Raw genomic sequence first — 24,918 nt, 5'->3', positions numbered from 1 at the left:
CCTGGCTCGCTGCTCGGCGCTGGCCGTCTCTCGCTGCTGGGCGCTGGCTGCCGCGCCGGCCCTGTCTCGCTGCTCGGCGCCGTCGGTCGGGCCTGCCAGAATGTGCGGATGTCTCGTCCTGTTGACGCCCTCGATTCCGCCTTTCCGGTCGCCGCCGCCATCGCGCTGGACCTGATCCGGCGCCCCGAGGTGTCCGCACAGTGGTCGAAGCCGAGCGCCCTGCCGCACCTGTCCGTGGGCGCCCTGGCGTGCCACCTCGGGCATCAGGCCATACGGGCCGCCGAGCTGCTGCCGACACCCGCCGACCTGCCCACGCTGGAGTCGGCCGACAGCCACTACGAGCGGGCCGCCTGGGTCACCGAGGGCACTCCGTCCGCCGACGCGGTCGCCGCTGGCTCGGACGAGGCCGACGCGCTCCACGGCCCGGAAGACCTGCACGCCCGCTCCGGGGAGGCGCTGGCGAAGGTCAGCGACCTGCTGTCGCGGGGTGCCGCCCTCGACGTCGTGCCGATCCCGTGGCAGGGCTGGTCCCTGCGCCGCGCCGACTTCCTGCTCACGCGCCAACTGGAGATCGTCGTGCACTCCGACGACCTCGCGGTCAGCGTCGGCGTACCCACGCCGGAGTTCCCGGCGGAGGTCTTCGACCCCGTACGCGACCTGCTGGTCCGCCTGGCCGTCCGCCGGCACGGCCAGTCGGCGCTGATCGGGGCGTTGAGCCGCAGCGAGCGAGCCCGGGACATCTCCGCCTTCTGACCCTCAACGTCCGACGCGGCCCACACGCCGCGCCGCGCCGCCCGGGCCCGGTGTCCCCGGCCCTCTGGGTGCCTTGTTCGCGTCCTGTCGACCTGCCCCATAAATGGGGCGGACGCTGAAAGCCAGAAGCGCGGATCAGCGTCACCGAAGGGGCGGATGAGCGCCACCGAAGCGCGGATGAGCGCCACCGATAAGCCGAAGGTCGGGGACCGCCCCCTGACCTACCCCCCACTTCACCGAGATTGGCCGGGACCGCGCCTTGATCGACTCCACCTCGCCGAGGTTGTGGTGTCCCGACGCCGTGGATACCGCGATATCGGCGAACTGGAGTCGATCATCGGTGGCTCCAGTTCGATCAACCCGCCAAGCCGTCCGTCAGCGTGGCCAGCCGGAATCGGGCGTTTGAAGCCTCCCCCGCCCTGCCCCGCCCCTCGCCTCGCCTCGCACCGCGTCGCCTCGCACCGCCCGCACCGCACCGCCCTGCCAGCCTCGCACGGCCCCGCCTCGCCCCGCCCCGCCTCGCACCGCCGTGCCCGCCTCGCCTCGCACCGCGTCGCCTCGCACCGCCCGCACCGCACCGCCCTGCCAGCCTCGCACCGCCCCGCCCCGCCCCGCCTCGCACCGCCCTGCCCGCCTCGCCTCGCCTCGCACCGACCCGCGTCGCACCACCCCGCCTCCCGCACCGCCCCGCACCGCCTCGCCCCATAAATGGGGCAGCTCGACAGGGGCCGAACCAGGCACTCGGGGTATCGGTAGGAGGGTAGGAGGGCCACCGGCCGGTGCGGGCCCGGTCGGCCCGCCAAGCCCGAAGCGCCCAGTCCGCCAAGCCAATGCGCCGCAAGGCCGCCACGCCGCAAGGCCCGGCGGAAGCCGCACGGGCCGCCACGCGAGACAGCGCAGCCAAAGCCCCACGTACAGCCACGCCGCAAGGCCCGGCGGAAGCCGCACGGGCCGCCACGCAAGACAACGCAGCCAAAGCCCCACGGACAGCCACGCCGCAAGGCCCGGCGGAAGCCCCACGGGCCGCCGCGGGCGAGCGGCCGGGTACGGCGCAGGCCGCCGGCCCGGATCGGGTCGGCGGCCTGCGGGTGGTGCGAAAGAACGGAGGTCAGCGGTCGGCGAAGGGGAGGTAGTCCCGCTCGGCGGCGCCGACGTAGACCTGCCGCGGACGGCCGATCTTCGTCTCCGGGTCGTTGATCATCTCGCGCCACTGGGCGATCCAGCCGGGCAGCCGGCCGAGCGCGAACAGCACCGTGAACATCTTCGTGGGGAAGCCCATGGCCTTGTAGATCAGGCCGGTGTAGAAGTCCACGTTCGGGTAGAGCCGGCGGGAGACGAAGAAGTCGTCGGCGAGCGCGATCTCCTCCAGCTCCATGGCGATGTCCAGCAGCGGGTCCGGCTTGGCCATCCGGCCCAGCACGTCCTGCGCGGCCTTCTTGACGATCGCCGCCCGCGGGTCGTAGTTCTTGTAGACCCGGTGGCCGAAGCCCATGAGCTTGACGCCGTCCTGCTTGTCCTTGACCTTGCGGACGAAGGACCGGACGTCGCCGTCGCCGGCGTGGATCTGCTGGAGCATCTCCAGCACCGCCTGGTTGGCGCCGCCGTGCAACGGGCCGAACAGGGCGTTCACGCCCGCCGAGACGGAGGCGAACAGGTTGGCGTTGCTGGAGCCGACCAGCCGGACGGTCGACGTGGAGCAGTTCTGCTCATGGTCGGCGTGCAGGACGAAGAGCATGTCCAGCACCTTCGACATCACCGGGTCGACCTCGTACGGCTCCGCCGGCACACCGAAGGTCATGCGCAGCAGGTTGTCCACGTACCCGAGGGAGTTGTCCGGGTAGAGCAGCGGCTGCCCGATGGACTTCTTGTACGCGTACGAGGCGATGGTGGGGACCTTCGCCATGAGCCGGACCGTGGAGATCTCCACGTGCTCGGAGTCGAACGGGTCCAGGCTGTCCTGGTAGAAGGTCGACAGGGCGCTGACCGCCGACGACAGCACCGCCATCGGGTGCGCGTCGCGGGGGAAGCCGTCGAAGAAGCGGCGCATCTCCTCGTGCAGCAGCGAGTGCCGCCGGATCCACTCGGTGAACTCGGTCAGCTGCTGCTCGGTGGGCAGCTCACCGTAGATGAGCAGGTAAGAGACCTCCAGGAAGGAGGACTTCTCGGCCAGCTGCTCGATCGGGTATCCCCGGTAACGCAGGATCCCCGCGTCGCCGTCGATGTAGGTGATCGCGGATGAGGCAGCTGCGGTGTTGACGAAACCGGGGTCGTACGTCGTCATCCCGGTTTCCTTCAGCAGCTTGCTCACCCCGATGCCAGCGGGGCCCTCGACCGCGGCGTGTACCGGCATCGACAGCTGCCCACCGGGGTGATCGAGCTTGACTTCCGTCATGTGGTTCCTCGCTTCGCCGGCAGATCTACGTTGAATTGCCTTCGCTTCTACCGTAATTGCGGCTCGGGGGACACTGCCCGCCGTGGTTCGGCGGTGAGGTATGCGTCACCCGATTCCCGACTGGGCCGCCGGGAAACCCACCGTCCCGCCAGGCGGGAGCCGAAGAAACCCCGCCGGGAGGCCGGCAGATCAGGACAACGCGAGGCGTCGTAGCGTACCGTCCGCTGCGACCTGGTAGACGTCGAGCTGATTCGTGCCGGCGCGGAACAGCCGGTCGTCGGTGAGCAGCGCGGCGAAGCGCCGGCCGCCGGGGTCGGTCGGCACCACCGGGACCACCGCGCCGATCCGGCCGTTGACGGCGACGGCCAGGAGCGTGCCGTCTGGTATCGCGTCCGGCACGTCACCCCAGACCAGCGCCGGGAGGGTGCCGGTGTCCGGGTCGGCGGCCCGGAAGGCGGCCAGGTCGGCGACCTGGGCGCTGCCGCCGGTCGGGCCGGCGCGGACCTCGGTGCCCACCAGGGGGTGCGGTGTCGGCAGCGGCGGCGGGGTGGGCACGCCGCCTCCGAAGGTGACCACCTGCCCGGGGGTGTCGTAGAAGTGTTTCGTGGCGTCAGCGCGGGGGGCCTGCCGGGCGGAGCGGCCGTCGACGTGCCAGGGCAGGCGGATGCCGGCTTCGTCGGCGACGGTGGGCAGCAGGTCGACGTGTTCCCAGTTGCGGTCGTCCACCCGGCCGGTCTGCTGCCCGGGTTCCTTGACGAACATGGGCACCCACGCGACCTCGCCGGCGGCGGCCTTGATGGCGTCCATGCCCCGGCCCTGCGCCCCCGGATGGAAGCTCACCCCGTGGTCGGCGGTGACGACGACGAGGGCCTGGTCGTAGAGGCCGCTGGCACGCAGCGTCCGCAGGGTCTCCCCGATCAGCCGATCGGTGTAGCCGAGCTGGGCGAGGTGCCGCTGGCGGGCCAGCTCGACCCAGCCCGCGCCGTCGTTCGGCAGGTCCTCCGGGGCGTCGTAGCGGGCGCCGGACGGCAGGTACGCCCACGGGGAGTGCGGCATCAGCAGGTGCAGGAAGTGCAGGGCGGGTCGGGGTTGCGGCTTCAGGCCGGCCAGGAAGCTGGTGAACCGTGCCGGCTGGTTGTCGTCGAGGCTGTCCCAGCGGAACTTCGGATCGGCGGGGACCGGCTCGGCGGCGTCCAGGCCGGCCTCGACGCGGGTCTGCTCCCGGTACGAGTCCTCCGGGTCGACGCGGGTGTTCGTCGGCCCGGCGACCTGGCCGAGCAGCTTGCCGGTCTCGCGGACCAGCACACCGAGGCCCTGTTCGGGTGCGACGGGCTGCTCGCACCGGCTGGGTGGGCAGAGCCGGGTGATGCTCTCCTGGGCCTGGATGTCGTACAGGCCACCGAAGGCGGTGAACAGGTTGTCCGGGTACTGCGAGTAGTGCGGCGCGACCGGCCGTGCCGGGTAGCGGCCGGTGAGCATCGCCGGCAACGCGTTGGGCGTCCAGCCGCTCACCCCGGTGGCGTTGCGGTACCAGGTCGAGCCTGCCGCCAGCTCGGCGAAGTGCGGGAACCGCGCCGCATCGATCCGGCCGTCGCCGCCGAGGAGGCTGACCAGCGGCAGCTCGTCGAGGATCAGCATGACCACCGGCGGGTGCACGGCCGCGCCCTGCGCGGCGCCGACCGCGCCGCCGTCGCCGCGCGGCAGCACGACCGCCGAGGTGGGCGAGACGAACAGGAACAGCGCCACGAAGGCCACCGGTCCGGCGGCGGCCAGTCGCAGCGCGCGGCCGGGCGAGCGCCACCGACGGTGGGTGGCCGCGCCGCCCAGACCGGCCAGACCGGCAAGCACCAGCAGGGGTACGCCCCGAAGCGGCGTCGTGTGCCGGCCCACCTGCACGGCGAAGGCGGCGAGCAGCAGCCCGACCAGCGTCATGTGGGTGAGCGCGCGGGCGGTGCGGCCGGCCAGTCGGCTCAGTGCGCCGAGCAGCGCCACGGGCACGGTGGGCGCGAGGGCCACCAGGGCGACCAGCAGCAGGATCTGGCCGACGTCGGCGCGGTGAAAGAGGAAGAAGTCGGGGCTGCGGCCGAGTACGTCCAGCAGCGGCTGGGTGATGACCAGCCCGACCAGCGCCACGATCTCCAGCAGCCGGCCCAGCTCGCCGCGCCAGCCCCGGTCCCAGCGCCCGGGTGCCGGCGGGCCGGCGACGGGTCCCGACGGGTCGGCGACTGCCGGTTCAGCCACCCATCACCGCCCGGTAGAGCGTGCGGGTGCCCGAGGGCAGTTCCAGTCGGTCGGTGATCCGGCCCCGGGTGGCGAGGAGCCGTTCGAAGGTGTCGCGCCGGTAGTCCGGGAAGAGCCCGTCGGGCTTGTTGGCCAGCAGGCGGGTGGCCATCGGGTCGTCCGGGTGGACGAACTCCACCACCACGGCGCCGCCGGGTGCGCTCAGCCCGGCCAGCCAGTCGACGACCTCCGGCAGTGGCACGTTGCGGCCGATCGCCAGGTGGTGCACCAGGGCCAGGGCGAGTACGACGTCCGCCGACGCCCGCTGCGCGAAGCCGGCACGTTCGACGCCACGCCAACCCCCGCCGGGCGACGGGTCGGCCAGGTCGACGACCAGCGGCAGGATCCGTTGCTGCCCCTCGGAGCGCAACGCCCGGTACAGCTCGTCGACCACGGCCGGATCCTGCTCGACGGCGACCACGTAGTCCGCGTGTCCGGCGGCCAGTCGGGCGTACCGGCCGTCGTTGGCGCCCAGGTCGAGCACCAGGCGCGGACGGGCGGCGGCGGCCACCGCGGTGACCACGAACTGCTCCTTGGCGACCCGGTCGCGCGCCGAGTAGCCGCAGGTGCGCTGGTAGTCCGACCAGTGGCTGCCCGTCGGACGGTGCTCCAGCCGGCGGACGAGCTTCTCGATGCCGCGTACGGTGGCCACCTGCAGGTCCCGGGAGTAGCCGGCGGCGCGCAGTTGGGCCTTCACGTCGCTGGTGCTGGCGGCGGCGTTGCGTTGCTGCATGGCGCCGTGCAGGTGCAGGTGGGTCAGGACGCCGGGGCGCAGCCGGCGGGTGCCGCCGAAGAGGGGGCGCAGCTGGTCGGCTTCGATGCCGTCGACCTGGGCGCGCAGCCAGGGCTGGAAGTCCACGCCCAGGTGGGCGGTGAGCAGCAGCGGGTAGAGCACGGTCTGGCAGAACTGCCGGTAGCCGGCCCACGGCTCCCCGTCGCGGACCGGCTCGAACGAGCCGATGTCGATGAAGACCGGTTTCGCGCCGCGCCACTGCAGGTTGTAGGCGGAGCCGTCCTTGGTGGTGAAGCCGTTCGCGAGGGCGGTGCGCAGGATCTCCAGGTGCAGCAGCGCGGCGTCGCGCAGCATGCCGAAGGACCACTCGTACGGGTGGGAGACGAACGGGATGCGCTCGTGGCGCAGCACCGCAGCCCACGGGGTGCCGGCCGCGGCGGGCACCAGCGTGGGCGGCGCGTCCTCGGTGGCGCAGACCTTGCCCGCCGAGACGAGCGTGGGAAAGAACGGGCTGGCCGCGAGGGTCCGCCAGTGCTCGGCGGCCTGGGCGTCGAGCCCACGCAGCACCTCGTCGCCGACGTGGAACACCCGGTTGGCGGGGTCGCGGAAGGAGGCGGGCTCGGGGCGTACCCCGGTGGGTGAGGTAGTCATCGTCGCGGCGACCGCTACCGCTGGTCGGTGGGTTGCCGGCGGAACCGGTCGACCAGCCGTCGCCAGTAGAGCTTGGCGGCGACCGCGGCGCCGGCCACCCCGCCGACGACGGCCTGCACGATCAGGCTGCCGGATCCCGCGTCCAGGTAGGCCAGATGGATCACCGACCGCTCCTTCCCCTCGCCCGTCTCGACACCGGCGTCCCGGGAATGCAGCGGTGAGGCTTTTAACCCAGAAAGCCGGACTTGTCCATCACCGTACGCTGCTCGTTCCCGCCGTCGCGGCCACATCGGAGGACTCCCAGCCTGGCCACAGAAAGCGCCAGCCGTCGGTACGCTGCGAAGGTGCGCTGGACAGTCGTGGACGCGCCACTGGACTCCTCCGGCGCGCGACGCGGCGAGGAGCGGGCCCCAGCCGCCCTGCGCCGGGCCGGCCTGCTGGACGCGCTCACCGCTGACGACGACGGGCAGGTGGACGAGGCATGGCTCCGCGACCCGGCCCGTGACCCGGCGAGCGGGGTGATCGGGGCCGCCGGCCTGGTCCGGGCCGGCGCGGCGCTGAGCAGCCGGGTCGCCGCACTGATCTCCGACGGTCGTCGGCCGCTCGTGCTCGGCGGGGACTGCGCGATCCTGCCCGGCATCTGCCGCGGCCTGCCGCGCACGACCGAGCTGTGGTTCGTCGACGCCCATCCCGACTTCCTCGACGGCGCGACCTCGCCGACCGGCGAGGCCGCCGACATGGACCTTTCGGTGGTAACCGGGCACGGCCCGGCCGCCGCGATCGGCGTCGACGAGGCCCTGGTCGACCCCGCACGGGTACACCTGCTCGGGCACCGCCCGCCGTCCGACGACGACGGCCGGGTCGAGGCGTCCCGGATCGATCCGGCGATCCACCAGGTGCCCGCAGCCGACCTGCTGCGCCGGGGCGCGGCTGTGGTCGGGGCGGCCCTGGCGGCCGGCGGCGACGAGCCGGCCTGGCTGCACCTCGACCTGGACGTGGTGGACCCGCGGGACCTGCCGGCGGTGACCTACCCCGAGCCGGACGGGCTGCGCTGGCCCGACCTGGCGGCGCTGGTGACCCCGCTGGCCCGCGCCGATCGGCTGCTCGGGATGAGCGTGACCGACCTGAACGCCGACGAGGACCCCGACGGACGCCACGCGCGACGCGTCGTCGAGGTCCTCGCGGACGTGCTGGGCGGCTGACCGCCGGCTGTCTCAGCCCCGCCGGTGGTGCATGCCGAGGCGCAGCAGCACGAAGCGCAGCACCGTCGCGGCCAGGTTCGCGGCCACCAGGACGGCCAGCTCCACCGGTCTGGCAGGCACGGCGACGAAGGCGTGCAGCACCGCCAGCGCCCCGCTGGTCAGCGCCAGGCCGAGCGCGAACGCCAGCAGCCCCTGCGCGTGGTGGCGACCGACGTGCCGGCTGCCGGTGATGCCGAACGTCAGCCGCCGGTTCGCCGCCGTGTTCGCCACCGCCGTCACCAGCAGGGCCAGCAGGTTCGCCGGCTGCGCCCCGAGCGCGCCCCGGGTGGCCACGAACAGCAGCAGGTACGCCAGCGTGCTGGCCACCCCGACGGCGGCGAACCGGGTCAGCTGCCGGGGCAGCCCGACCGGCACCTGCGGCGACGGCGCGGTCAGCGACGCCCGCCCGAGTTGGGCGCGCAGCTCGGCCAGCGGCAGCGCGCCGGTCATCAGCGCCCGGCCGAGGCGGCCCATCCCCCGCAGGTCGGCCAGGGCGGTGGCGACGATGTCGACCCGGCTGTCCGGGTCGTCGACCCAGTCCACCGGCACCTCGTGGATGCGCAGCCCGGCCCGTTGGGCGAGCACCAGCAGCTCGGTGTCGAAGAACCAGCCGGTGTCGCGGACGTGCGGGAGCAGCCCGGCGGCCACGTCCGCGCGGATCGCCTTGAACCCGCACTGCGCGTCGGAGAACCGCGCCGCCAGCGCGCCCCGCAGCAACAGGTTGTAGGCCCGGGAGATCACCTCCCGCTTGGTGCCGCGCACCACCCGGGACGTGTGCGCCAGCCGGGTGCCGATCGCCAGGTCGGAGTGGCCGGAGATGAGCGGCGCGACGAGCGGCAGCAGTGCGGCCAGATCGGTGGACAGGTCCACGTCCATGTACGCAAGCACCGGCGCGGACGACGCGGACCAGGCAGCGGACAGCGCCCGCCCCCGCCCCTTGGCGTCCAGGTGGCGTACGCCGACGCCGGGCAGCTCGGCGGCGAGCGCCTCGGCCACGGCGAGGGTCCCGTCCACGCTGGCGTTGTCGGCGACGGTGATCTGGAACGGGTACGGGAAGTGCTCGGTCAGGTGCGCGTGCAACCGGCGTACGCAGGGCCCGAGGTCGGCCTCCTCGTTGTAGACGGGGATCACCACGTCCAGCACCGCGCCGTCGCTGGTGGATCGGGTCCGGACGGCGGCACGGGGGCCGCCGAGCGCGGTCACGACGCCTCCGCGCCGGCGCTCAGGTCGTAGACGGTGATCCCGTCCACTGTCTGCGCCGTGAAGGTCTCCCCGACCCAGGCGGAGATCTCCTGCGAGGCGGAGCTGCCACCGTTGGCCCGGAAGCCGCCACCCCCCACGAAGTAGTGGATTTTGTGTTCGGCGACGTGGCGCTGGAACTGCGCGAGCGTCGGTGACGGGTCGCTGCCGTTGAATCCGCCGATCGGCATCACCGGCTCGCCGGTGGCCAACTGGTAGCCGGAGGCGTTGTTGGAACCGATAGTGGCCGCCACCCAGGTGTAGTCCTCGCTGTCGCGCTCCAGCAGCTCGCGCAGCGCGACGCTGGGCTCGCGGGCGTCGAGCAGACCGCCCATGCCGCCCCCGGTTTCCCGGCCACCACCGCCGCCGGGCAGCCGACCGCCGCCGGGGAAAACGCCCGGGAAGCCCGGCGCCTGCCCGCCGCCCGGAGCACCGGGCGCCTGCGCACCGCCGGGTGCGCCCGGCGCCTGCCCGCCGCCCGGGAAGCCGGGGAACTGCCCGCCGTTCCGGTCGCCGGTGCGGCCGTCGCCAGGGACCTGCCCACCGCCGGGGAACGCCATGCCGCCAGGCGGTCGCCCGCCGGGGAAGCCACCGCGACCGAAACCGCCCGCCACCGCCGGGCCGGCGCTCGGGATCGAGCCGGTGTGCGGGGTCGCGGCGGTCTGCGCCGCGTACGCCGCCGGCCCCGCCAGGGCCGCCGCCGCGCCGACGCCCAGCACCACTGACACCAGCCGGCGCGGCAGTCGGGCGGCCAGCAGGATCAGGGCCGCGGCGAGCAGGCCGGCGACCAGCACGGCGGTACGCAGCCACGGGTACCAGTCGGGGCTGCGCCCGAGCAGCACCCACGCCCACCACACGGTGACCGCGAGGGTGGCCGCGAGCGTCGCCGTGGCGGCCAGTGGACGCCACCGCCGCCAGCGGGACGCGGCAACCGGATCGTCAACCGGGTCGGCCTGCGGGCGGCGTTCGCGCCAGAGCAGGGTGACGCCGATGCCGACGAGCGCGCCGACGGCCGGGGCGAGCGCCACCGTGTAGTAGGCGTGGAAGATCCCGGACATGAAGCTGAAGATCAGACCGGTGACCAGCAGCCAGCCGCCCCACAGCAGCAGGCCAGCCCGGGTGCGGTCGGTCCGCGCGGTCCGCCCGGCCACCACCAGACCCGCGACCAGCAGGATCAGCGCGGCCGGCAGCAGCCAGGAGATCTGACCGCCGACCTCGCCGTCGAACATCCGCAGCAGGCCGGTCTGCCCGGAGAACGGGCCGCCGCCACCGCCCATCCGCCCGGCGCCGCCGCCGACGCTGCCCACCTCGTCGCCGGTGATCCGGCCGAGGCCGTTGTAGCCGAGGGTCAACTCCAGGATGCTGTTGCCCTGCGACCCGCCGATGTACGGGCGGGAGCTGGCCGGGACGAGTTCGACGACGGCCACCCACCAGCCGGCGGACACCACCACCGCGAGACCGGCCAGCAGCAGTTGCCGCACCCGCCGCCACAGCCCGGTCGGCGCGGCCAGCAGGTAGACACCCGCGAACACCGGCACCAGCAGGAACGCCTGGAGCATCTTGGTCAGAAAGCCGAAGCCGACAAGCGCGCCGGCCAGCACGATCCACCGGGTGCTGGCCGTCTCCAGCGCGCGCACGACGGCGTACGCGCCGCCGACCAGCAAGAGCACGAGCAGCGCGTCCGGGTTGTTGAAGCGGAACATCAGCGTCGCCACCGGGGTGAGGGCGAGGACGGCGCCGGCGATCAGGCCGGCGACCGGCCCGTACCAGCGCCTGACGCTCGCGTAGAGCACGCCGACGGAGGCGACCCCGCACAGTGCCTGCGGGACGAGCATCGCCCAGCTGTTGAGCCCGAAGACGCGCACCGACAGGGCCATCAACCACAGCGAGGCGGGCGTCTTGTCCACGGTGATCGAGTTGGCCGCGTCCGACGAGCCGTAGAAGAACGCCTTCGCGCTCACCGAGCCGGCCTGCACGGCTGCCGCGTAGAACGAGTTGGCCCAGCCGGAGGCGCTCAGGCCCCAGAGATAGAGCAGGCCGGTGCCCAGGAGCAGGACCACCAGGGCGAGCCGGGTCCAGGTCGCCGCACGGCCCGCCGGCGGCGAGTGTTCCCCGGGGTGCGTGGTCGTGCGGGGCGGTCCCACCGGTTCGGCGGGCGTCGTCGGCAGGGTGTCTGTTCTGTCCATGCGGCAAGCCTCGGCGGCCGGACTGGCGGGACCCCGTGCGCCGACTATGCGTCAGCTGTGGGATTGGGCAGGCGGACGACGAACACGGTCCGCCCCGGCCGACTGTCGACGGCGACGGTGCCGTGGTGGGCCTCCACCACCGCCGCCACGATCGCCAGGCCGAGGCCGGTGCTGCCGTGCGCCCGCGACCGGGAGCTGTCGCCCCGGGCGAACCGCTCGAACATCTCCGGCCGTAGCTCCGCCGGCACCCCCGGCCCGTCGTCGGCGACGGTGAGCACGGCGGCGTCCGCCTCGACGGCCAGCGTGGTGGTGACAGTCGTGCCGGGCGGGGTGTGCACGCGGGCGTTGGCCAGCAGGTTCGCCACCACCTGGTGCAGGCGGGCGGCGTCGCCGGGCACCCGGATGACCACCTCGGGCAGGTCGAGCTGCCAGCGGTGCTCGGGCCCGGCCACGTGCGCGTCGCTCACCGCGTCCACCACCAGGGCGGACAGGTCGACCGGGTCCACGGCGAGCGGCCGGCCGGTGTCGAGCCGCGCCAGCAGCAGCAGGTCGTCGACGAGACGTGTCATCCGGGTGCTCTCCGACTCGACGCGGCGCAGCGCGTGCGCCACGTCGGCGGGGACCTCGTCGCGGCCGCGCCGGGCCACCTCGGCGTACCCCCGGATCGCCGCGAGGGGCGTGCGCAGTTCGTGGCTGGCGTCGGCGACGAACTGGCGTACCCGGGTCTCGCTGGCCTGCCGCGCGGACAGCGCGTCGGCGACGTGGCCGAGCATCCGGTTGAGCGCCGCGCCGACCTGACCGACCTCGGTCCGCGGGTCGGTGTCCCCGGCCGGCACCCGGACGGCGAGCGCGACCTCGCCCCGGTCCAGCGGCAGCTCGGTGACCCGGGTGGCGGTGGCGGCGACCCGGTTCAGCGGGCGCAGCGTGGCGCGCACGATCAGCGCGCCGGCCGCGCCCGCGAGCAGCAGCCCGACGGCGGCCACACCGGCCTGCGCGGCGACCAGCGCCCAGACGGTGTCCCGCACGCCCGACAGCGGGATCGCCACGGCCAGCACGTCTCCGTTGGGGAGCTGCCGCGCCACCGCCCGGACATCACCGCCCCCGCCGAGGCCGACGGTGCGCGGCCGACCGTCGGTGGGCAGCGCGACCAGCCGCGCGGCGTCCGCGGCTGGCACGTCGGCGAGGCTGCCGTTCTCGGTACTCCTCGTCGCCGTGGTGACGCCGTCGGCGAGGCGCACGGCCAGCGAGCCCGGCGGAAAACCGCGCGGAGGCTCCGGCGGGGGCGGGTCGACGCCGCCCGGACGTGAGGCGGGCCGCCCGGGGTCGCTGCCCTGGCGGAACCACGGCGGCACGTCGGCGCGCGGCCGGTCGCCCATCGTCAACTGGGCGTCGACCTGGCCGACCAGGAAGTGCCGCAGGGCGACAGTGGTGAGCCCGCCGATCGCCACGCTGACCAGGGCGAGCAGTGCCACCAGGGCGAGTACCAGGCGGGTCCGCAGCGACCGGCCCGCAAGCCAGCGCCGGGCGACGCGCAGCGGCCGGCGGCGCGGCCCCCGGTCAGTCGGCGGGCTTGAGGACGTAGCCCGCGCCGCGCAGCGTGTGGATCATCGGCGGTCGGCCGGCGTCGATCTTCTTACGCAGGTACGAGATGTACAGCTCCACCACGTTGGCCTGGCCACCGAAGTCGTAGTTCCACACCCGGTCGAGGATCTGCGCCTTGCTCAGCACCCGGCGCGGGTTGCGCATCAGGTAGCGCAACAGCTCGAACTCGGTGGCGGTCAGCGTGATGAGCTGGCCGGCGCGGCGGACCTCGTGGCTGTCCTCGTCGAGGCTGAGGTCGCCGACGGTCAGCAGCGCCTCCCCCTGGGCGGCGACCGCGAAGCCGGAGCGGCGCAGCAGCGCGCGCAGCCGGGCGATCACCTCCTCCAGACTGAACGGCTTGGTCACGTAGTCGTCGCCGCCCACGGTCAGCCCGGCGATGCGCTCCTCGACCGCGTCGCGGGCGGTCAGGAACAACACCGGCACGGTGGGGGCGTGCTCGCGCAGCCGGCGCAGCACCTGGAAGCCGTCCAGGTCGGGCAGCATCACGTCGAGCACGACGGCATCCGGCTGGAACTGCCGCGCGGCGCTCAGCGCCGCCATCCCGTTGCCGGCGCTGCGCACCTGCCAACCCTCGTAGCGCAGCGCCATCGCCAGCAGGTCGGTGAGCGTCGCCTCGTCGTCGACCACCAGCACCCGGACCGGTTCGCCGTCGGGGCGGCGAAGCTCGATCCGGCCCGGCACGGTCTGCCCCTGGATGACCATGGCCCCCATCGTGGGCGGGTCCGCTGTGTCGCGGCTCTGCCCCACCTGTGCGCCAGCTGTGCGGCCGGGCCGCCGGACCACCGCTCAGCCCTCGCCCGTGCTCACTCGGACACCCCGTAGGCGTCGGTCCGCACGAACCGCATGCTCCACCCGCCCAGGCCGTCCGGCCTGTCGCGCTCGTAGAGGTGGTCGGGACCGGGCTGCGTCGGGCCGGTGCCGTCCGGGTGCCGCATGATCCAACGCCGTGGCGGGGCCCCGTCCGCATCGGCCGGAACCTCGCGGACCAGGCCGTCCGCGGGACCGCCCACGAAGCGTACGGTGACCTCGCTCATCGCGGTGTCCCCCTGGTGACCGTGCCGGCACGCTCGGTGCGCCCAGCCCTGGATCGCAAGCTACCGCACCCGCCACCGGGCCGCGCCGGTGTACGCCCGGATCGGCCGCGCCCGATCACCGCACGGTTTGCCCAGCTCGGACCCCGGGTACCGCGTTCGAAGGCACCCGCCGTCGGCGGGCGAGAGCGAGGAGTGGTCGATGCGCACGCTGGACGGGCGGTACCAGCTCGAACAGCGTATCGGCGTGGGCGGGATGTCCGAGGTGTGGCGAGCGCACGACCGGGTGCTGGACCGGCCGGTCGCGGTGAAGCTCATCTCGCCCGGCCCGGGGGATGTGCACGACCTGGTGGACCGCATCCGCACGGAGGCCCGCTCCGCCGCGCGGCTGGTGCACCCGAACGTCGCGAGCGTGCACGACTTCGGCACGTCCTCGACGCTCCCCGGCCGCCGGACGCCCTACATCGTGATGGAGCTGGCCGAGGGCGAGACGCTCGCCGCGCACCTGCGGGCCGGCCCGCTGGACTGGCGCATCTCGGTACGCGTCTGCGCGGAGGTCGCCGCCGCGCTGTCCGCCGCCCACGCGAGCGGCATCGTGCACCGCGACGTGAAGCCGGCCAACGTCATGCTCACCCCGGTCGGGGTGAAGGTCCTCGACTTCGGCATCGCCACCCCGGCCGGCGTCGCGGACCCGATGCCGGACGGCATGGTGCTCGGCACCCCGGCGTACCTGGCGCCCGAGCAGCTCGACGGCACGCCCCCGACCCCGGCGGCCGACATGTACGCCCTCGGTGTGCTGCTCTACTACTGCCTGACCAGTCGGCTGCCCTACCAGGCGAGCAATGCGGCGGAGCTGCTGACGCAGCGTCGGACCCGGCCTCCGGAGCCGCTGCCCGAGATCGACGGGCTGCCGCCGGAGGTGTCCGAGCTGTGCCGCTCCTGCCTGGCCGACGACCCGGCGGAGCGTCCGACCAGCCTGGTCGCCGCGCTGCTGCTGGCCGAGGCCGTGGACGCCCGGGTGTACGTGCCGATGATGATCCCCACGCCGCGCCGATCCGCGTCGACGTCGCCGTGGACCGAACGGGCCGCCGCGGAGGCCACCGAGGCGCTGTCGATGGTCGACGGGCCCTGAACCCGGGTGGCCCGGCGTTTCGCCAGCCCTCGGCCGGGTAGCCGGGCTGGTGAGTGACGGGAGGAACGCGATGCCGAGTCCCAGTTCCTGGCTGCATGAGGCCACCGCGACGGCCGAGGGCGGCCATGTACGCACCGACGACGGGGGGCTCAGCACGCCGCTGGCGTCGCCGCTGGCGGCGCACTGCACCGGCCTGAGACCGGAGCAGTTGTTGGCCGCGGCCTTCGCGTCCTGCCTGCACCACGCGGCGGTGGAGGCGGCCGGGGAGATCACGAACGAGGCGCACACGGTCCAGGTACGCGCCGAGGCGAAGCTGGGCCGCGACGACGACGGCCGTTACCGCGCCGATGTGCACGCCTCGATCTCGTCGGCCGGCCTGAGCCGCGCGCAGTTGGCCGATCTGGTCGAGTACGCCGATCGGCTCTGGCCGTTCTCCAGCGGAGACAACACGCGGCACCGACTGACCGTGACGCCGGCGGAGAACGGCCGACACTGATCAGTGCCGGTCTGCGGGCTTTCGCAGGCCCATCCGTCGGACGACCACCGTGGGCCTCCACCGTCCGGTGGAGCGGACACCCTCCGAAGAGTGGATGCTCGGGGAGCGGCCGGAGTCGGTGCGGGATCCGGCAGCGGTGACCGGGTTAGCCGGGCTAGTCGGGAATAACCGGCTCGCCTGATCAGCGAGGTTTCACCATTTCCACCGATCTTCGCCCGATATGACAGCCATGATCCGGGCAAATTGTGGCGCATGCCACCGTACGGGCCGATGGCAGCGGGCCGTCGACTATCTAGCCTCGGCGGGTGCATCCCGTCGACCCCGCCGCCCAGAAGCTGACCGACGCGCTCCCGACCACCCGTTCGGGCGACGCCGCATCAACCGAACGGACGATCGGCCGTCACCGGGCCCCCGACCCGCCGCGCCGCCCCCGACTGGGCTCCACCCCCGTCCGGGTCGCCCTGGCCACCGGCGTCACCTGCTGTCTCGGCCTGGGCGCGTTCGCCGCCGCCCGGGGCGCCGAGGACACCCCGCGGCCCGTACGACCGATGGCCGACGCGCTGGCCGACCGGGCCGCCATCGCCGACGAGCGCGCCTCCCGGTCGCTGGACCGCGACGCCGCCCCCGCCCGGGTCATTCCCACCACCCCCACGGCGTCGCCGACGCCCACCCCCACCGCCACCCGCAAGGCGCCCAAGAAGCCGGTCAAGCCCCGCCGGCCGCGCCCGGTGGCCGGGCTCGACCAGACCCAGATGGACAACGCCAAGATCATCGTGGATGTCGGCCTGGAGCTGAAGATGCCGCGCCGCGCCCTGGTGGTGGCGCTGGCCACCGCGATGCAGGAGAGCAACCTCTACAACCTGGCCAGCGACGTGCTGCCGGAGTCGACGCAGTACCCGCACCAGGGCAGCGGCGCCGACCACGACTCGGTCGGGCTGTTCCAGCAGCGGCCCAGCAGCGGCTGGGGCACGGTGGCCGAGCTGATGCGCCCCTCGTACGCCGCCCGGGCCTTCTACACGGCGCTGGCCGAGATCCCCGGCTGGGAGGACATGAGCGTCACCGCCGCCGCCCAGGCCGTGCAGATCTCCGCCTTCCCCGACGCGTACGCCCAGCACGAGGAGCGCGCCAGCACCGTGGCGGCGGCGCTCGCCGTCTGAGCCTGCGTTCAGCGGGCCGGACGCCCGCTGGGCGGTTCGGCGCCCGCGTCCCGGCCGCCGGCCGCCACCCGGGTCGCCGGTACGCCCGTTCCGGCCGCCGCCGTGGGCGTGTCGGCCGGCACCGGCTCGACGCTCACGCCGGTGAGGATCTCGTCGACCAGCGCCGCCCGGCGACGCCGCGCCTGCAACGCCTCCTCGAAGTCCCGCCGGGCCTGCACGGCGTCCGCGTACGCCTGCTCGCGCACGCGCCGGGCCTCCTCGCGGGCCTCGTCCAGCTCGCAGCGGGCCTGCGCCAGGATCTCGGCCGCCTCCCGCCGCACGGCGTCGCCGGCCTGCCGGGTCGTCCCCGCGTCGCCCAGGTCGAGCCGCTGGAGCAGCCCGCTGAGCCAGGTCGCCTCCTGGCGGATCTCGTCCCACTCGCGGGTCGCCCCGGCGGCGCCCTCCGCCCGCGCCGCGAGTCGGGACAACCGGATCCCCAGCTCATCCAGGCAGGAATCCACCTGCCGCTGGTCGTAGCCGGTCTTCACGACGGAGAACCTCATACTGTCGCCCCCAGGCAGCCGCTGTTACATCCCCACCTGGATCCTCGGACGCGGCGACGACGACCGAGGCGGTTCGGGAAAATTGTTCAGCATGCGTGCGCGTCAGGCGGGCGCGGCGCGGCGACGGGCCACGTCGGGCCGGCGGCGGGGACAATGCCGACCGGCCGCGCCGGGCGGATCACTGGCGCTTGGGCAGCACGACCACGCGGCCGAAGAACTCGTCGATGCGGCGCACCACGTCGTTGAAGTCGTCGAGGTCGATCGGCTTGGTGACGTACGCGTTGGCCTGCAACGTGTAGCTGCCCACGATGTCGGTGTCGGCGTTCGAGGTGGTCAGCACCACGATCGGAATCGTCCGCAGATCCTCGTCCTGCTTGACCGCGCCGAGCACCTGACGCCCGTCCATCCGCGGCATGTTCAGGTCCAGCAGGATGACGTCCGGTCGGCGGGCCTGCACGTGCCGGCCCTCGGCGCGCAGGAACTCCATCGCCTCCTCGCCGTCGCTGACCACGTCAATGATCTTCTCGACGTCGGAGTCGGCCAACGCCTCCTCGATCATCAGCACGTCACCCGGATCGTCGTCGACCACCAGGATGCGTACCGGCTGCGGGCTGTCGCCCATCACTACCTGCCTCGGGTCGGCGGAGAAAGGAGACCGGAACGGTCACCGTGCTGGCGGGGAAATCTAGCTGATCAGGAGGCGCTCTTGAACGCCGGGTCGACCGTGTCCGGAAGGTATCGCAGCACGTCCGCCAGACCGGTGACCCGCAACACACGCTCGACCCGCCCGGTGGCGCCCGTGATCCGCAACCAACCCCCGTCGGCGGCGACCTGGTTGTCGCCGCGGACGAACACGGCCATCCCGGTGGAGTCGCAGAAGGTCAGGTCGGTGAGGTCGAGCAGCACCCGCCGCTCGCCCGCCGCGGTGAGCTTGTCGATGGCGGCAGCCAGCTCCCCGGCGGTGCTCAGGTCCAGCTCACCGGCGAGCCGCAGGCAGGCCGCACCGCCGTCGCGCTCGGCGTGGCTGACGCTGAACGTCACCGTTCTCCCCCTCGCTCCACCCGTCGGGTGGGACGTTTGCAGTCCGGCAAGTATACGCAGGGGGGTACGACGGTCCGCAGCGCGTGGTGATCGTCCGGGCGATCCGTCAGAGCGCGGGACGGGACGCCGCGGGCAGCCCGGCACTGCTGCGCGCGAGCGTGTGTGACGCGCGGGGAAAGTCGCGCAGCACGGCGGCGTAGTGCTCCAGGGTCAGGGCAACCGCACCGGCCGGCACCCCCCGACTCGTCAGGATCTCCACCAGCCACTGGACGAACTCGGTGAACAGCGAGGCGTCGTCGACGTAGAGCGAGGCGGCCAGCGAGTCCAGGATGTGCCCCAGGTCGCTCGCGGTCGAGTCGAGCTGGGCGGCCGTGTAGTCGCGGGTCGCCGGCACCCGTTCGCGCAGGTCGGTCAGCGCGCTGTCGATCAGCTCACCCCTGCGGCGCACGAGACTCGCGTACTCGTCGTCGGCCAGGTGACCGAGCTGCGCCGGGGGCACCCGCCGCAGCGCCCGCTCGTCGGCGATCAACTCGGCCGCCGCCGGCGCGTTCGGCGCCCAGGCCGCGCCGAGCCGGGCCGCCCACCGGCCGTCCGCGCCGAAGCCCCGCCCGCCGACCACGACCGGCACGTCCGAACGCCGGCACGCCTCGATCATCCGGTGGGCGTGCGGCAGCCGCATCGGCAGCGCGCAGGCCAACGCGACCGCCTGCGCGTCATGCCGGTGCAGGTACGACACCAGGTGCGCCGCCGGCACGCTGGCGCCCAGGAAGGTCACCTGCCAGCCGCGCAGACGCAGCACCTCGGCCACCAGCCGGGGCGGCAGCGCGTGCCACTCGCCGTCCATGCAGGCCACCACGATCCGCCCGCCGGTCGGGCGCGGGTTGGCGTGCGTTGCCACCGCGGCCACCACCCGCTCGCTGATGTGGGTCGCCGCGTGCTCCTGGGCCACGCTCCACTCGTTGCGGGCCCACCGCTCCCCCACCTCGGCCTGGGCCGGCGCGACCAGGTCGAGCAGCACCCGCTCCGGCGGCACGCCCGCGTCGAGCAGGCCGAGCGCCACGTCGATCGCGGCGTACTCGTCGGCGTCGGCGAGGCAGGCCAGGTAGCCGGGGTAGGCGCCGGTCAGGTCCGTGGTCGTGGCGGGGGCGGTCACGCGGGGCTCTCCCTCTGCTCGTCGGCGCTCGTCGAGGGGGGCACCGAGTGCAGGTGCCGCGCACCCCGCCCGCCCGGGCTGACCGCCCGCAACGCCAGCACCGCGATGTCGTCGTGGTCGCCGTGCCCCAGCCAGTCACAGGTGACCTGCTCGACACGTTCGGCCAGGGCCGGCGCCGGCATCCGCTGGCAGCCGGTCAGGGCCGTGACCAACCGCTCGGCGCCGAACAGCTCGTCGCCGCGGCGGCCCCCACGGGCCTCGGTCACACCGTCGCTGTAGAGCAGGCACGTCTCACCCGGCGCCAACCGCACGGTCACCTCACCGACGCGCGGGTCGGGCACCACGCCGATCAGCATGCCGCGCAGCGGCACCGACTCGACCTCGCCCGAGTTGCGCAGCACCAGCGGCGGCAGGTGCCCACCCCCGGCCATCGTGAGGGTGACGCCGCCGTCGCGCTGCGGACGGGCCACACCGAGCACGATGGTGGCGAAGCGGCCCTGGCCGTGCGCCTGGGTCGTCTCCAGCAGCGCGTCGTTGAGCAGTCGCAGCAGGCGCCCCGGGTTCGACTCCACCCGGTGCAGCGCCTGGAGACACTGGCGGAGCTGGCCGGTGAAGACCGCCGCCTCGACGCCCTTGCCGGAGACATCGCCGAGGAAGAACACGGAACCGCCGTCGGCGAGCCGGTGTGAGCCGTAGAAGTCGCCACCGATCCGCAGCCCCGCCTGGGCCGGACGGTACGCGGTGCCCCACTGCACACCGGCGGTCTCGACCGGCTCGACCGGCAGCAGGCTGGCCTGCAGGGTGTCGGCGACCTCGGCCTGGTCGCGGTAGAGCAGGGCGGTGGTCAGCGCCGCGCCGGCCCGGGCGGCGAAGGCACGAATCAACCCGACGTCGTCCTCGTCGTACCACCGGCTGGACCGTCGGGCGACCAGCAGCACCCCGACCGGAGCGTCCCGGCCGGGCAGCGGAACGACCCGGGCGACGCTGTCGGCGCCCGTCAGGCCGGGCAGCCAGCCGGCGTCGACAGCCTGCTCCACCAGCCAGTCGAGGGCGTGCGGCTCGACGCCGGTCAGCGCTTCGGCGATCGCGGCCGGCAGGGCGGGGCCGGCCAGCACACCGCTGTCGACAATCGGCGACTCGTCGTCCGCCCGGGAGGCCCGCCACCACCGGGCTCGCCCCGCACGCGGCGCCAGCACCAGCACGGCCACCTCGGCGAGGGTCGGCACGGCGAGGCGGACGACCGCCGCGGCGGCCCGGTCCGGGTGCAGCGGGTTGCCCAGCTTGTCGCCCACCACGGCCAGGAACGCCGAGCGGGCCCGTTCGGCGAGCAGCGCGTCGGCGCGGCTGACGCTCTCGGTGACGTCCTCCACGTACCAGCAGCAGCGACCGGCGGACAGGGGCACCTGGCGGGCGGTGAGCCGACGACCGTGGTGGGTGAAGCCGCCGGGGCGCCCCTCGCCCAGACCGGCGACGCCGGACGCGGCCAGCGCGACACCGGGGACCACCTCGGGCAGCAACCGCTCGGCCACCGGGCTGACGTGTTCGACGACACCGTCGGCGTCGCAGACCACCAGGCCCTCGCGGAAGTGCTCGACCACCTCGGACCAGTCGGGCGCGGCCCGATCACGGTCGGGGGCCAGCGGCGGCAGCGTGGGAGTCGGCCAGGACGACGCGTCGGCGGACCACGCCGGGGGCCGTGTGGTGCTCGGCGTGGAGATCCGTCCGTCGCCCGGGTCGGTGTCCCTGACGTCGGAAGCAGTCACCAGCTGAGCCTCACTCCTTGTCGTCCACCCGAACCCGCACCGGAACCGGCGTCTGTGGTCAAATCTCTCCGACCACCCTACGCCGGTCCACCGCGACCGGCATCCCACGGCAGGTCGCGGGGCCTCGGTCGCGTACCGGGCGGACCCGCCCGACGGTTGTTACGATCCCCTCGCACCGGCTGGAACGTCGCGTGCGGAAAGGCGTGATCGTGGCATCGGAAGGGCGCGGCCCCGAAGCGACCCAGCTGTGCATGTCCGTCGATCGATCCGATCCCGACATGCCCCTGATCCGCGTGGGCGGCGAACTGGCGTACCTGACCGTGGCGCCGCTGCGCGCCGAGGTCGACCGGGTCCTCGCCGACGCGCCACGGGCCATCGTGCTGGATTTCGCCGACCTGCACTTCATCGACAGCAGCGGCCTGGGCGTGATCGTGCACGCGTGGCGGGAGGGCCAGGAGGTCGGCACGACCCTGCGGCTGCGGGCGGTCCCCCGCTTTCTGGCGACGATCCTGGACATCACCGGGGTGGCGGCGCTGCTCGACCGGCCGCTGCCGACGACACGTGCGATCGGCCCCGGCTCGCCGCGGTCCGCCGCCAGCGCGTGATCCGGCGGGTCGCGGCCCCGGGGTTTGCGTTCCGCCGCCTGACTGGGAACGATGGTGGAATGTCTCACCAGCTGTTGACCATCGAGGTGACCCGGCTCGACGCCGGTCACGTCCGGCTACGGCTGACCGGTGAGCTGGACTACGACACCGCCCCGGAGCTGATGGCTGCCGCAGCTGAGCTGCACGGCGAGCAGCAAGTGACGATCGACCTGGCCGGTGTCGGCCTCTGCGACTCGTCGGGCCTCAGCGCCCTGCTGATGGTGCACCGGGGCGCCGGGGCGATCCGGCTGACCGGGGTCAGCGCCCGCCTCCAGCAGCTGCTGGACCGCACCGGGCTCACCGACCTGCTGGCCGTGGAGCACACCGTCGCCGACGACGACGCCACCCACCTGCGCGCCCTGGGCTGACGACCGCACCCACCCACCGCCTGGTCGCCACCCCTAACCAAAGGGGGGTGGCCCCCGACCCTGGGACCTGGGGTCGGGGGCCGGAGGAATGTCTAGGGCGCGGTCATCGGCTGGAGCCGGGGGCCGCCGTCGCGCAGTTCGACGGCCGACGGAGGTTCGATGTCGTCGGGTTCCCCCGAGTCGGGCGTCTGGTACAGGTAGCGGACAAACTCCCCACCCGCCTCGTTGTCGTCCGCACCCGGCCACTGGCCGATGCAGTCCATTCCGACCACTTCCCGGCCGGTTCCGTCGGCCTCCTCCAGCAACGCCCACAGGCTCACCGGATAGCACCGGGTGGCGTCGGGCGCGAGTTGCCAGCGGGCGTACCAGCCGGGTCGAGCGGGAACGATCTCGACGATCCGTTTCATGACGACCTTCCTTCCGCGTACCTCGGAAGAACTGCGGTCCTGCCCCGATCCTGCGGGCCGCACGGGTGAGCACCCCTCACCCCGGGCGGATGAAGCCTCATCGACGCTCCGCCCTACCGGGCCGGCGGCGTCCGTTTCGGCTCCCGGGGCGGCGGGAACGCGACGGGCGCAGGATCGATCCCCAGCGGAAGGGGCGTCACCATGCGCAAGCAGATGGAGGGCGACAACCAGCGGCGCCGGGCGCTGGCCCGGCAGGCCCGCGAACAGGGCGGTCAGCCCAGTGAGTTCGGCGCGAGCCTGAGCGCCTCCAAGCAGCTCACCAGCCTGGACCAGGGCAAGCGGGCCGGCCCGCCGCCGGCCGGACGGCACAAGTCGGACACCACGCGCGGTGGACCGGCCCCGCCGTCGAAGGGCACCGCGGACAATCCGCGCCCGCAGCCGCCACCCGGTGGCGCGGCCGGAGTGAACAGTGTCGGCTACCAGGATCTGGTCGACGACGTCCGACGCCGGTCCGGCGTCGACTTCTCGACGGCCAAGGTGGGCGCCGAGGCGACGGTGCTGGTGCTGGCCTTCGCACTGGACGCCGCGGAGCGGCAACGCCTGCTCGCCGCCGTGCCGAACTCGCTGCACGACGTCGTGCCCGTCGACGGCATCGAGCGGCACCGCGACCTGCCCGGCTTCCTGGCCGAGGTGGGCCGGATCAGCGGACGTACCCCGGAGCAGGCCCGCTACCAGGTCGAGGCGACACTCGCCGCGCTCGCCGACCAGGACGGCGACCTGGTCGAGTCCCTGCACGTCCCCGACGGCCTGCGGGAGCTGCTGAACCCGCCGGCGGCCGGCGGCGGCATCGTGGGCGCCTCCACCACCACACCCACCCTGGACGAGGCCCAGCTCCGGGCGGCGCTGGACGACCTGCCGTACTGGGCCGGCGACAGTGGCGGCCTCTACCGCGTGATCGCCCTGCCGCCGGACAACCTGGACCGGGTGCTCGCCCGGCTGGACCGGCTGCGCGAGGAGACCGGGCGCGGCCCGAGCATCGGACGTCCGGGCGGCACGGCCGCCGTGCTGACCGTGCGCACCAACCAGGCCGACGGGGTGACCGCGCTCGACGTGGACCTCGCCCACACGATCGACGACGCCATCGACGAGGTGGGCGCGGGGATGGCCGGCGGCTGACCGTCGCCGACGGCGCACGCGGGCCGGCGGACGCGGGTACCTCCCGCGCCGCCGGCCCGTCCGCTGTGCCGCGCGCGGCCCGTCGACCACCGGCCCGTCGGGTCCGCGAGCCGCTCGGTTAGCGTGCCGTCATGAACCGTGCCGCCGACCGGTTGGAGCTGGTAGCCGATCCGGTCCGCCGAACCGGACGAACGCTGCTCTCCGCCGGCGTCGAGCAGTCGTACGTCGATGTCGAGGATCCCCGGCACCTGCACTTCGAGTACGTCCGGCGGATCGCCTCGGCCGTGGAGCTGGCCGCCCCGGCGGGCGTACCGCTGAGCGTGCTGCACCTCGGCGGCGGCGCGTTGACGCTGCCGCGCTGGTTGGCCGCGACCCGGCCGGGCTCCGCGCAGCGGGTGGTCGAGCGGGACCGGGCGGTGGTCGAGCTGGTCGCCCGGGAGCTGCCGCCGCTGCCGCCCGAGGTGCGGGTGGAGGTCGCCGACGCCCGGGACGCCGTCACCGCCACCACGCCCGGCGCGTACGACCTGGTGATCGCCGACATCTACCGGGCGGCCCGGATGCCCCGCCACGTACGCACCGTGGAGTTCGCGGCCGAGGTGGCCCGTGCCCTGCGCCCGGGCGGGCTCTACCTGGTCAACGTCACGGACCTACCGCCACTGGTCGGCACCCGGGTGCAGGTGGCAACGTTGCGCGCGGTCTTCGGCGACGTCTGCGTGTTCGGGGACCGCCGGATGCTGCGCGGCCGGCGCTACGGCAACCTGGTGCTCGCCGCGACGCACCGCCCGGGCGGTCTACCGGTCGGCCGGCTCGCGGCGGCAGCCCTGCGCGACCCGATCCCTGGCGGGCTGCTGCACGCCGCGGCGCTGGACACGTTCGTCGCCGGCGCCCACCCGTTCACCGACGACTAGGCCGTGCCTTCCCCCGGGGCCCT

24 protein-coding genes are annotated in these 24,918 nt (G+C 74.0%); 9 read left to right on the top strand and 15 right to left on the bottom strand.

Going from position 1 to position 24,918, the window contains the following annotated elements; translation table 11 throughout:
• The first annotated feature begins 108 nt into the window (after positions 1–108).
• Complete coding sequence (locus tag AB0B97_RS02610; protein WP_357490065.1) at positions 109–753, top strand: maleylpyruvate isomerase N-terminal domain-containing protein; 645 nt, start codon at positions 109–111, stop codon at positions 751–753.
• Positions 754–1,861: 1,108 nt separating this feature from the next.
• On the opposite strand, the gene AB0B97_RS02605 is transcribed toward AB0B97_RS02610, so the two are convergent.
• The 4 genes from AB0B97_RS02605 to AB0B97_RS02590 form a co-directional block, all read right to left on the bottom strand.
• A complete protein-coding gene (locus AB0B97_RS02605; RefSeq protein ID WP_357490064.1) occupies positions 1,862–3,145 on the bottom strand; it encodes a citrate synthase in 1,284 nt (427 codons plus the stop codon).
• 189 nt (positions 3,146–3,334) lie between these two features.
• Complete coding sequence (locus AB0B97_RS02600; RefSeq protein ID WP_357490062.1) at positions 3,335–5,386, bottom strand: sulfatase-like hydrolase/transferase; 2,052 nt, start codon at positions 5,384–5,386, stop codon at positions 3,335–3,337.
• Complete coding sequence (locus AB0B97_RS02595; protein ID WP_357490061.1) at positions 5,379–6,809, bottom strand: class I SAM-dependent methyltransferase; 1,431 nt, start codon at positions 6,807–6,809, stop codon at positions 5,379–5,381. The genes AB0B97_RS02600 and AB0B97_RS02595 overlap by 8 nt, the downstream gene beginning before the upstream one ends.
• Before the next feature lie 14 nt (positions 6,810–6,823).
• Positions 6,824–6,973, bottom strand: a complete 150-nt coding sequence (locus tag AB0B97_RS02590; RefSeq protein ID WP_007459587.1) for a hypothetical protein — start codon at positions 6,971–6,973, stop codon at positions 6,824–6,826.
• Between the two features lie 180 nt (positions 6,974–7,153).
• On the opposite strand from AB0B97_RS02590, the gene AB0B97_RS02585 reads away from it, so the two are divergent.
• Entirely contained in the window at positions 7,154–8,011 is an 858-nt protein-coding gene (locus tag AB0B97_RS02585) for an arginase family protein (protein ID WP_357490059.1), read from the top strand.
• 12 nt (positions 8,012–8,023) lie between these two features.
• Here AB0B97_RS02585 and AB0B97_RS02580 read toward each other — a convergent pair whose 3' ends face one another.
• From AB0B97_RS02580 to AB0B97_RS02560, 5 genes are all read right to left on the bottom strand, one after another.
• A complete protein-coding gene (locus tag AB0B97_RS02580) occupies positions 8,024–9,253 on the bottom strand; it encodes a glycosyltransferase (RefSeq protein WP_357490057.1) in 1,230 nt (409 codons plus the stop codon).
• Complete coding sequence (locus AB0B97_RS02575; RefSeq protein WP_357490055.1) at positions 9,250–11,475, bottom strand: glycosyltransferase family 39 protein; 2,226 nt, start codon at positions 11,473–11,475, stop codon at positions 9,250–9,252. The genes AB0B97_RS02580 and AB0B97_RS02575 overlap by 4 nt, the downstream gene beginning before the upstream one ends.
• 44 nt (positions 11,476–11,519) lie before the next feature.
• Entirely contained in the window at positions 11,520–13,010 is a 1,491-nt protein-coding gene (locus tag AB0B97_RS02570; RefSeq protein WP_357490597.1) for a HAMP domain-containing sensor histidine kinase, read from the bottom strand.
• Between the two features lie 22 nt (positions 13,011–13,032).
• Positions 13,033–13,779, bottom strand: a complete 747-nt coding sequence (locus AB0B97_RS02565) for a response regulator transcription factor (protein ID WP_357490053.1) — start codon at positions 13,777–13,779, stop codon at positions 13,033–13,035.
• A 101-nt stretch (positions 13,780–13,880) separates the two neighbouring features.
• Positions 13,881–14,111 (bottom strand): hypothetical protein, encoded by a 231-nt coding sequence (locus tag AB0B97_RS02560; protein ID WP_357490051.1) that lies wholly within the window; start codon positions 14,109–14,111, stop codon positions 13,881–13,883.
• 199 nt (positions 14,112–14,310) lie between these two features.
• On the opposite strand from AB0B97_RS02560, the gene AB0B97_RS02555 reads away from it, so the two are divergent.
• The 3 genes from AB0B97_RS02555 (at position 14,311) to AB0B97_RS02545 (ending at position 16,893) form a co-directional block, all read left to right on the top strand.
• Positions 14,311–15,240 carry a serine/threonine-protein kinase gene (locus AB0B97_RS02555; protein ID WP_357490049.1) on the top strand — a complete coding sequence of 310 codons (930 nt, stop codon included), beginning with the start codon at positions 14,311–14,313 and terminating at the stop codon, positions 15,238–15,240.
• 70 nt (positions 15,241–15,310) lie between these two features.
• On the top strand, positions 15,311–15,736 hold the full coding sequence (locus AB0B97_RS02550; protein WP_266241740.1) for an OsmC family protein: 426 nt from the start codon (positions 15,311–15,313) through the stop codon (positions 15,734–15,736).
• 305 nt (positions 15,737–16,041) lie between these two features.
• On the top strand, positions 16,042–16,893 hold the full coding sequence (locus AB0B97_RS02545) for a hypothetical protein (RefSeq protein ID WP_357490047.1): 852 nt from the start codon (positions 16,042–16,044) through the stop codon (positions 16,891–16,893).
• An 8-nt stretch (positions 16,894–16,901) separates the two neighbouring features.
• Here AB0B97_RS02545 and AB0B97_RS02540 read toward each other — a convergent pair whose 3' ends face one another.
• From AB0B97_RS02540 to AB0B97_RS02520, 5 genes are all read right to left on the bottom strand, one after another.
• Positions 16,902–17,435 (bottom strand): ATPase, encoded by a 534-nt coding sequence (locus tag AB0B97_RS02540; RefSeq protein ID WP_234588612.1) that lies wholly within the window; start codon positions 17,433–17,435, stop codon positions 16,902–16,904.
• 178 nt (positions 17,436–17,613) lie between these two features.
• Entirely contained in the window at positions 17,614–18,057 is a 444-nt protein-coding gene (locus tag AB0B97_RS02535; protein WP_007459564.1) for a response regulator, read from the bottom strand.
• A 71-nt stretch (positions 18,058–18,128) separates the two neighbouring features.
• Positions 18,129–18,476, bottom strand: coding sequence for an STAS domain-containing protein (locus tag AB0B97_RS02530; RefSeq protein WP_357490044.1), 348 nt, complete (start codon positions 18,474–18,476; stop codon positions 18,129–18,131).
• Between the two features lie 106 nt (positions 18,477–18,582).
• Entirely contained in the window at positions 18,583–19,629 is a 1,047-nt protein-coding gene (locus AB0B97_RS02525) for a cobalamin-dependent protein (protein ID WP_357490042.1), read from the bottom strand.
• Positions 19,626–21,392: a PP2C family protein-serine/threonine phosphatase gene (locus tag AB0B97_RS02520; protein ID WP_357490040.1), complete on the bottom strand. Its 1,767-nt coding sequence runs from the start codon at positions 21,390–21,392 to the stop codon at positions 19,626–19,628. Before AB0B97_RS02520 ends, AB0B97_RS02525 begins: the two co-directional genes overlap by 4 nt.
• 278 nt (positions 21,393–21,670) lie before the next feature.
• Here AB0B97_RS02520 and AB0B97_RS02515 point away from each other — a divergent pair, with 278 nt between their 5' ends.
• Together AB0B97_RS02515 and AB0B97_RS02510 are read left to right on the top strand one after the other, a co-directional pair.
• Complete coding sequence (locus AB0B97_RS02515) at positions 21,671–21,997, top strand: STAS domain-containing protein (protein WP_357490038.1); 327 nt, start codon at positions 21,671–21,673, stop codon at positions 21,995–21,997.
• A gap of 59 nt (positions 21,998–22,056) precedes the next feature.
• Positions 22,057–22,404: an STAS domain-containing protein gene (locus tag AB0B97_RS02510; protein WP_357490036.1), complete on the top strand. Its 348-nt coding sequence runs from the start codon at positions 22,057–22,059 to the stop codon at positions 22,402–22,404.
• 92 nt (positions 22,405–22,496) lie between these two features.
• Here the strand turns inward: AB0B97_RS02510 and AB0B97_RS02505 are convergent, their stop codons facing one another.
• The gene (locus AB0B97_RS02505) at positions 22,497–22,811 is read right to left on the bottom strand and encodes a hypothetical protein (RefSeq protein WP_357490034.1); all 315 of its coding nucleotides are present in this window, start codon (positions 22,809–22,811) and stop codon (positions 22,497–22,499) included.
• 201 nt (positions 22,812–23,012) lie between these two features.
• Between AB0B97_RS02505 and AB0B97_RS02500 the strand changes: the two genes are divergently transcribed.
• Positions 23,013–23,987 (top strand): DUF2267 domain-containing protein, encoded by a 975-nt coding sequence (locus AB0B97_RS02500; protein ID WP_357490032.1) that lies wholly within the window; start codon positions 23,013–23,015, stop codon positions 23,985–23,987.
• Between the two features lie 131 nt (positions 23,988–24,118).
• Positions 24,119–24,895 (top strand): fused MFS/spermidine synthase, encoded by a 777-nt coding sequence (locus tag AB0B97_RS02495; protein WP_357490030.1) that lies wholly within the window; start codon positions 24,119–24,121, stop codon positions 24,893–24,895.
• Positions 24,896–24,918: the final 23 nt, after the last annotated feature.

Origin of the sequence: Micromonospora sp. NPDC049004 (assembly GCF_040649315.1) — a bacterium.
Taxonomy (GTDB): Bacteria; Actinomycetota; Actinomycetes; order Mycobacteriales; family Micromonosporaceae; genus Micromonospora.
Note: the sequence above shows the minus strand (reverse complement) of the source record. Positions and strands in the feature narration are given on the sequence as shown.

Bases quoted from the DNA above. Each gene is read 5' to 3' on its own strand.
- AB0B97_RS02610 (WP_357490065.1), top strand. From the start codon at position 109: ATGTCTCGTCCTGTTGACGCCCTCGATTCCGCCTTTCCGGTCGCCGCC.
- AB0B97_RS02495 (WP_357490030.1), top strand. From the start codon at position 24,119: ATGAACCGTGCCGCCGACCGGTTGGAGCTGGTAGCCGATCCGGTCCGC.
- AB0B97_RS02500 (WP_357490032.1), top strand. From the start codon at position 23,013: ATGCGCAAGCAGATGGAGGGCGACAACCAGCGGCGCCGGGCGCTGGCC.
- AB0B97_RS02575 (WP_357490055.1), bottom strand. From the start codon at position 11,475: ATGGACAGAACAGACACCCTGCCGACGACGCCCGCCGAACCGGTGGGA.
- AB0B97_RS02550 (WP_266241740.1), top strand. From the start codon at position 15,311: ATGCCGAGTCCCAGTTCCTGGCTGCATGAGGCCACCGCGACGGCCGAG.
- AB0B97_RS02540 (WP_234588612.1), bottom strand. From the start codon at position 17,435: ATGAGGTTCTCCGTCGTGAAGACCGGCTACGACCAGCGGCAGGTGGAT.
- AB0B97_RS02595 (WP_357490061.1), bottom strand. From the start codon at position 6,809: ATGACTACCTCACCCACCGGGGTACGCCCCGAGCCCGCCTCCTTCCGC.
- AB0B97_RS02605 (WP_357490064.1), bottom strand. From the start codon at position 3,145: ATGACGGAAGTCAAGCTCGATCACCCCGGTGGGCAGCTGTCGATGCCG.
- AB0B97_RS02505 (WP_357490034.1), bottom strand. From the start codon at position 22,811: ATGAAACGGATCGTCGAGATCGTTCCCGCTCGACCCGGCTGGTACGCC.
- AB0B97_RS02565 (WP_357490053.1), bottom strand. From the start codon at position 13,779: ATGGTCATCCAGGGGCAGACCGTGCCGGGCCGGATCGAGCTTCGCCGC.
- AB0B97_RS02510 (WP_357490036.1), top strand. From the start codon at position 22,057: ATGTCTCACCAGCTGTTGACCATCGAGGTGACCCGGCTCGACGCCGGT.
- AB0B97_RS02555 (WP_357490049.1), top strand. From the start codon at position 14,311: ATGCGCACGCTGGACGGGCGGTACCAGCTCGAACAGCGTATCGGCGTG.
- AB0B97_RS02515 (WP_357490038.1), top strand. From the start codon at position 21,671: ATGCCCCTGATCCGCGTGGGCGGCGAACTGGCGTACCTGACCGTGGCG.
- AB0B97_RS02535 (WP_007459564.1), bottom strand. From the start codon at position 18,057: ATGGGCGACAGCCCGCAGCCGGTACGCATCCTGGTGGTCGACGACGAT.
- AB0B97_RS02560 (WP_357490051.1), bottom strand. From the start codon at position 14,111: ATGAGCGAGGTCACCGTACGCTTCGTGGGCGGTCCCGCGGACGGCCTG.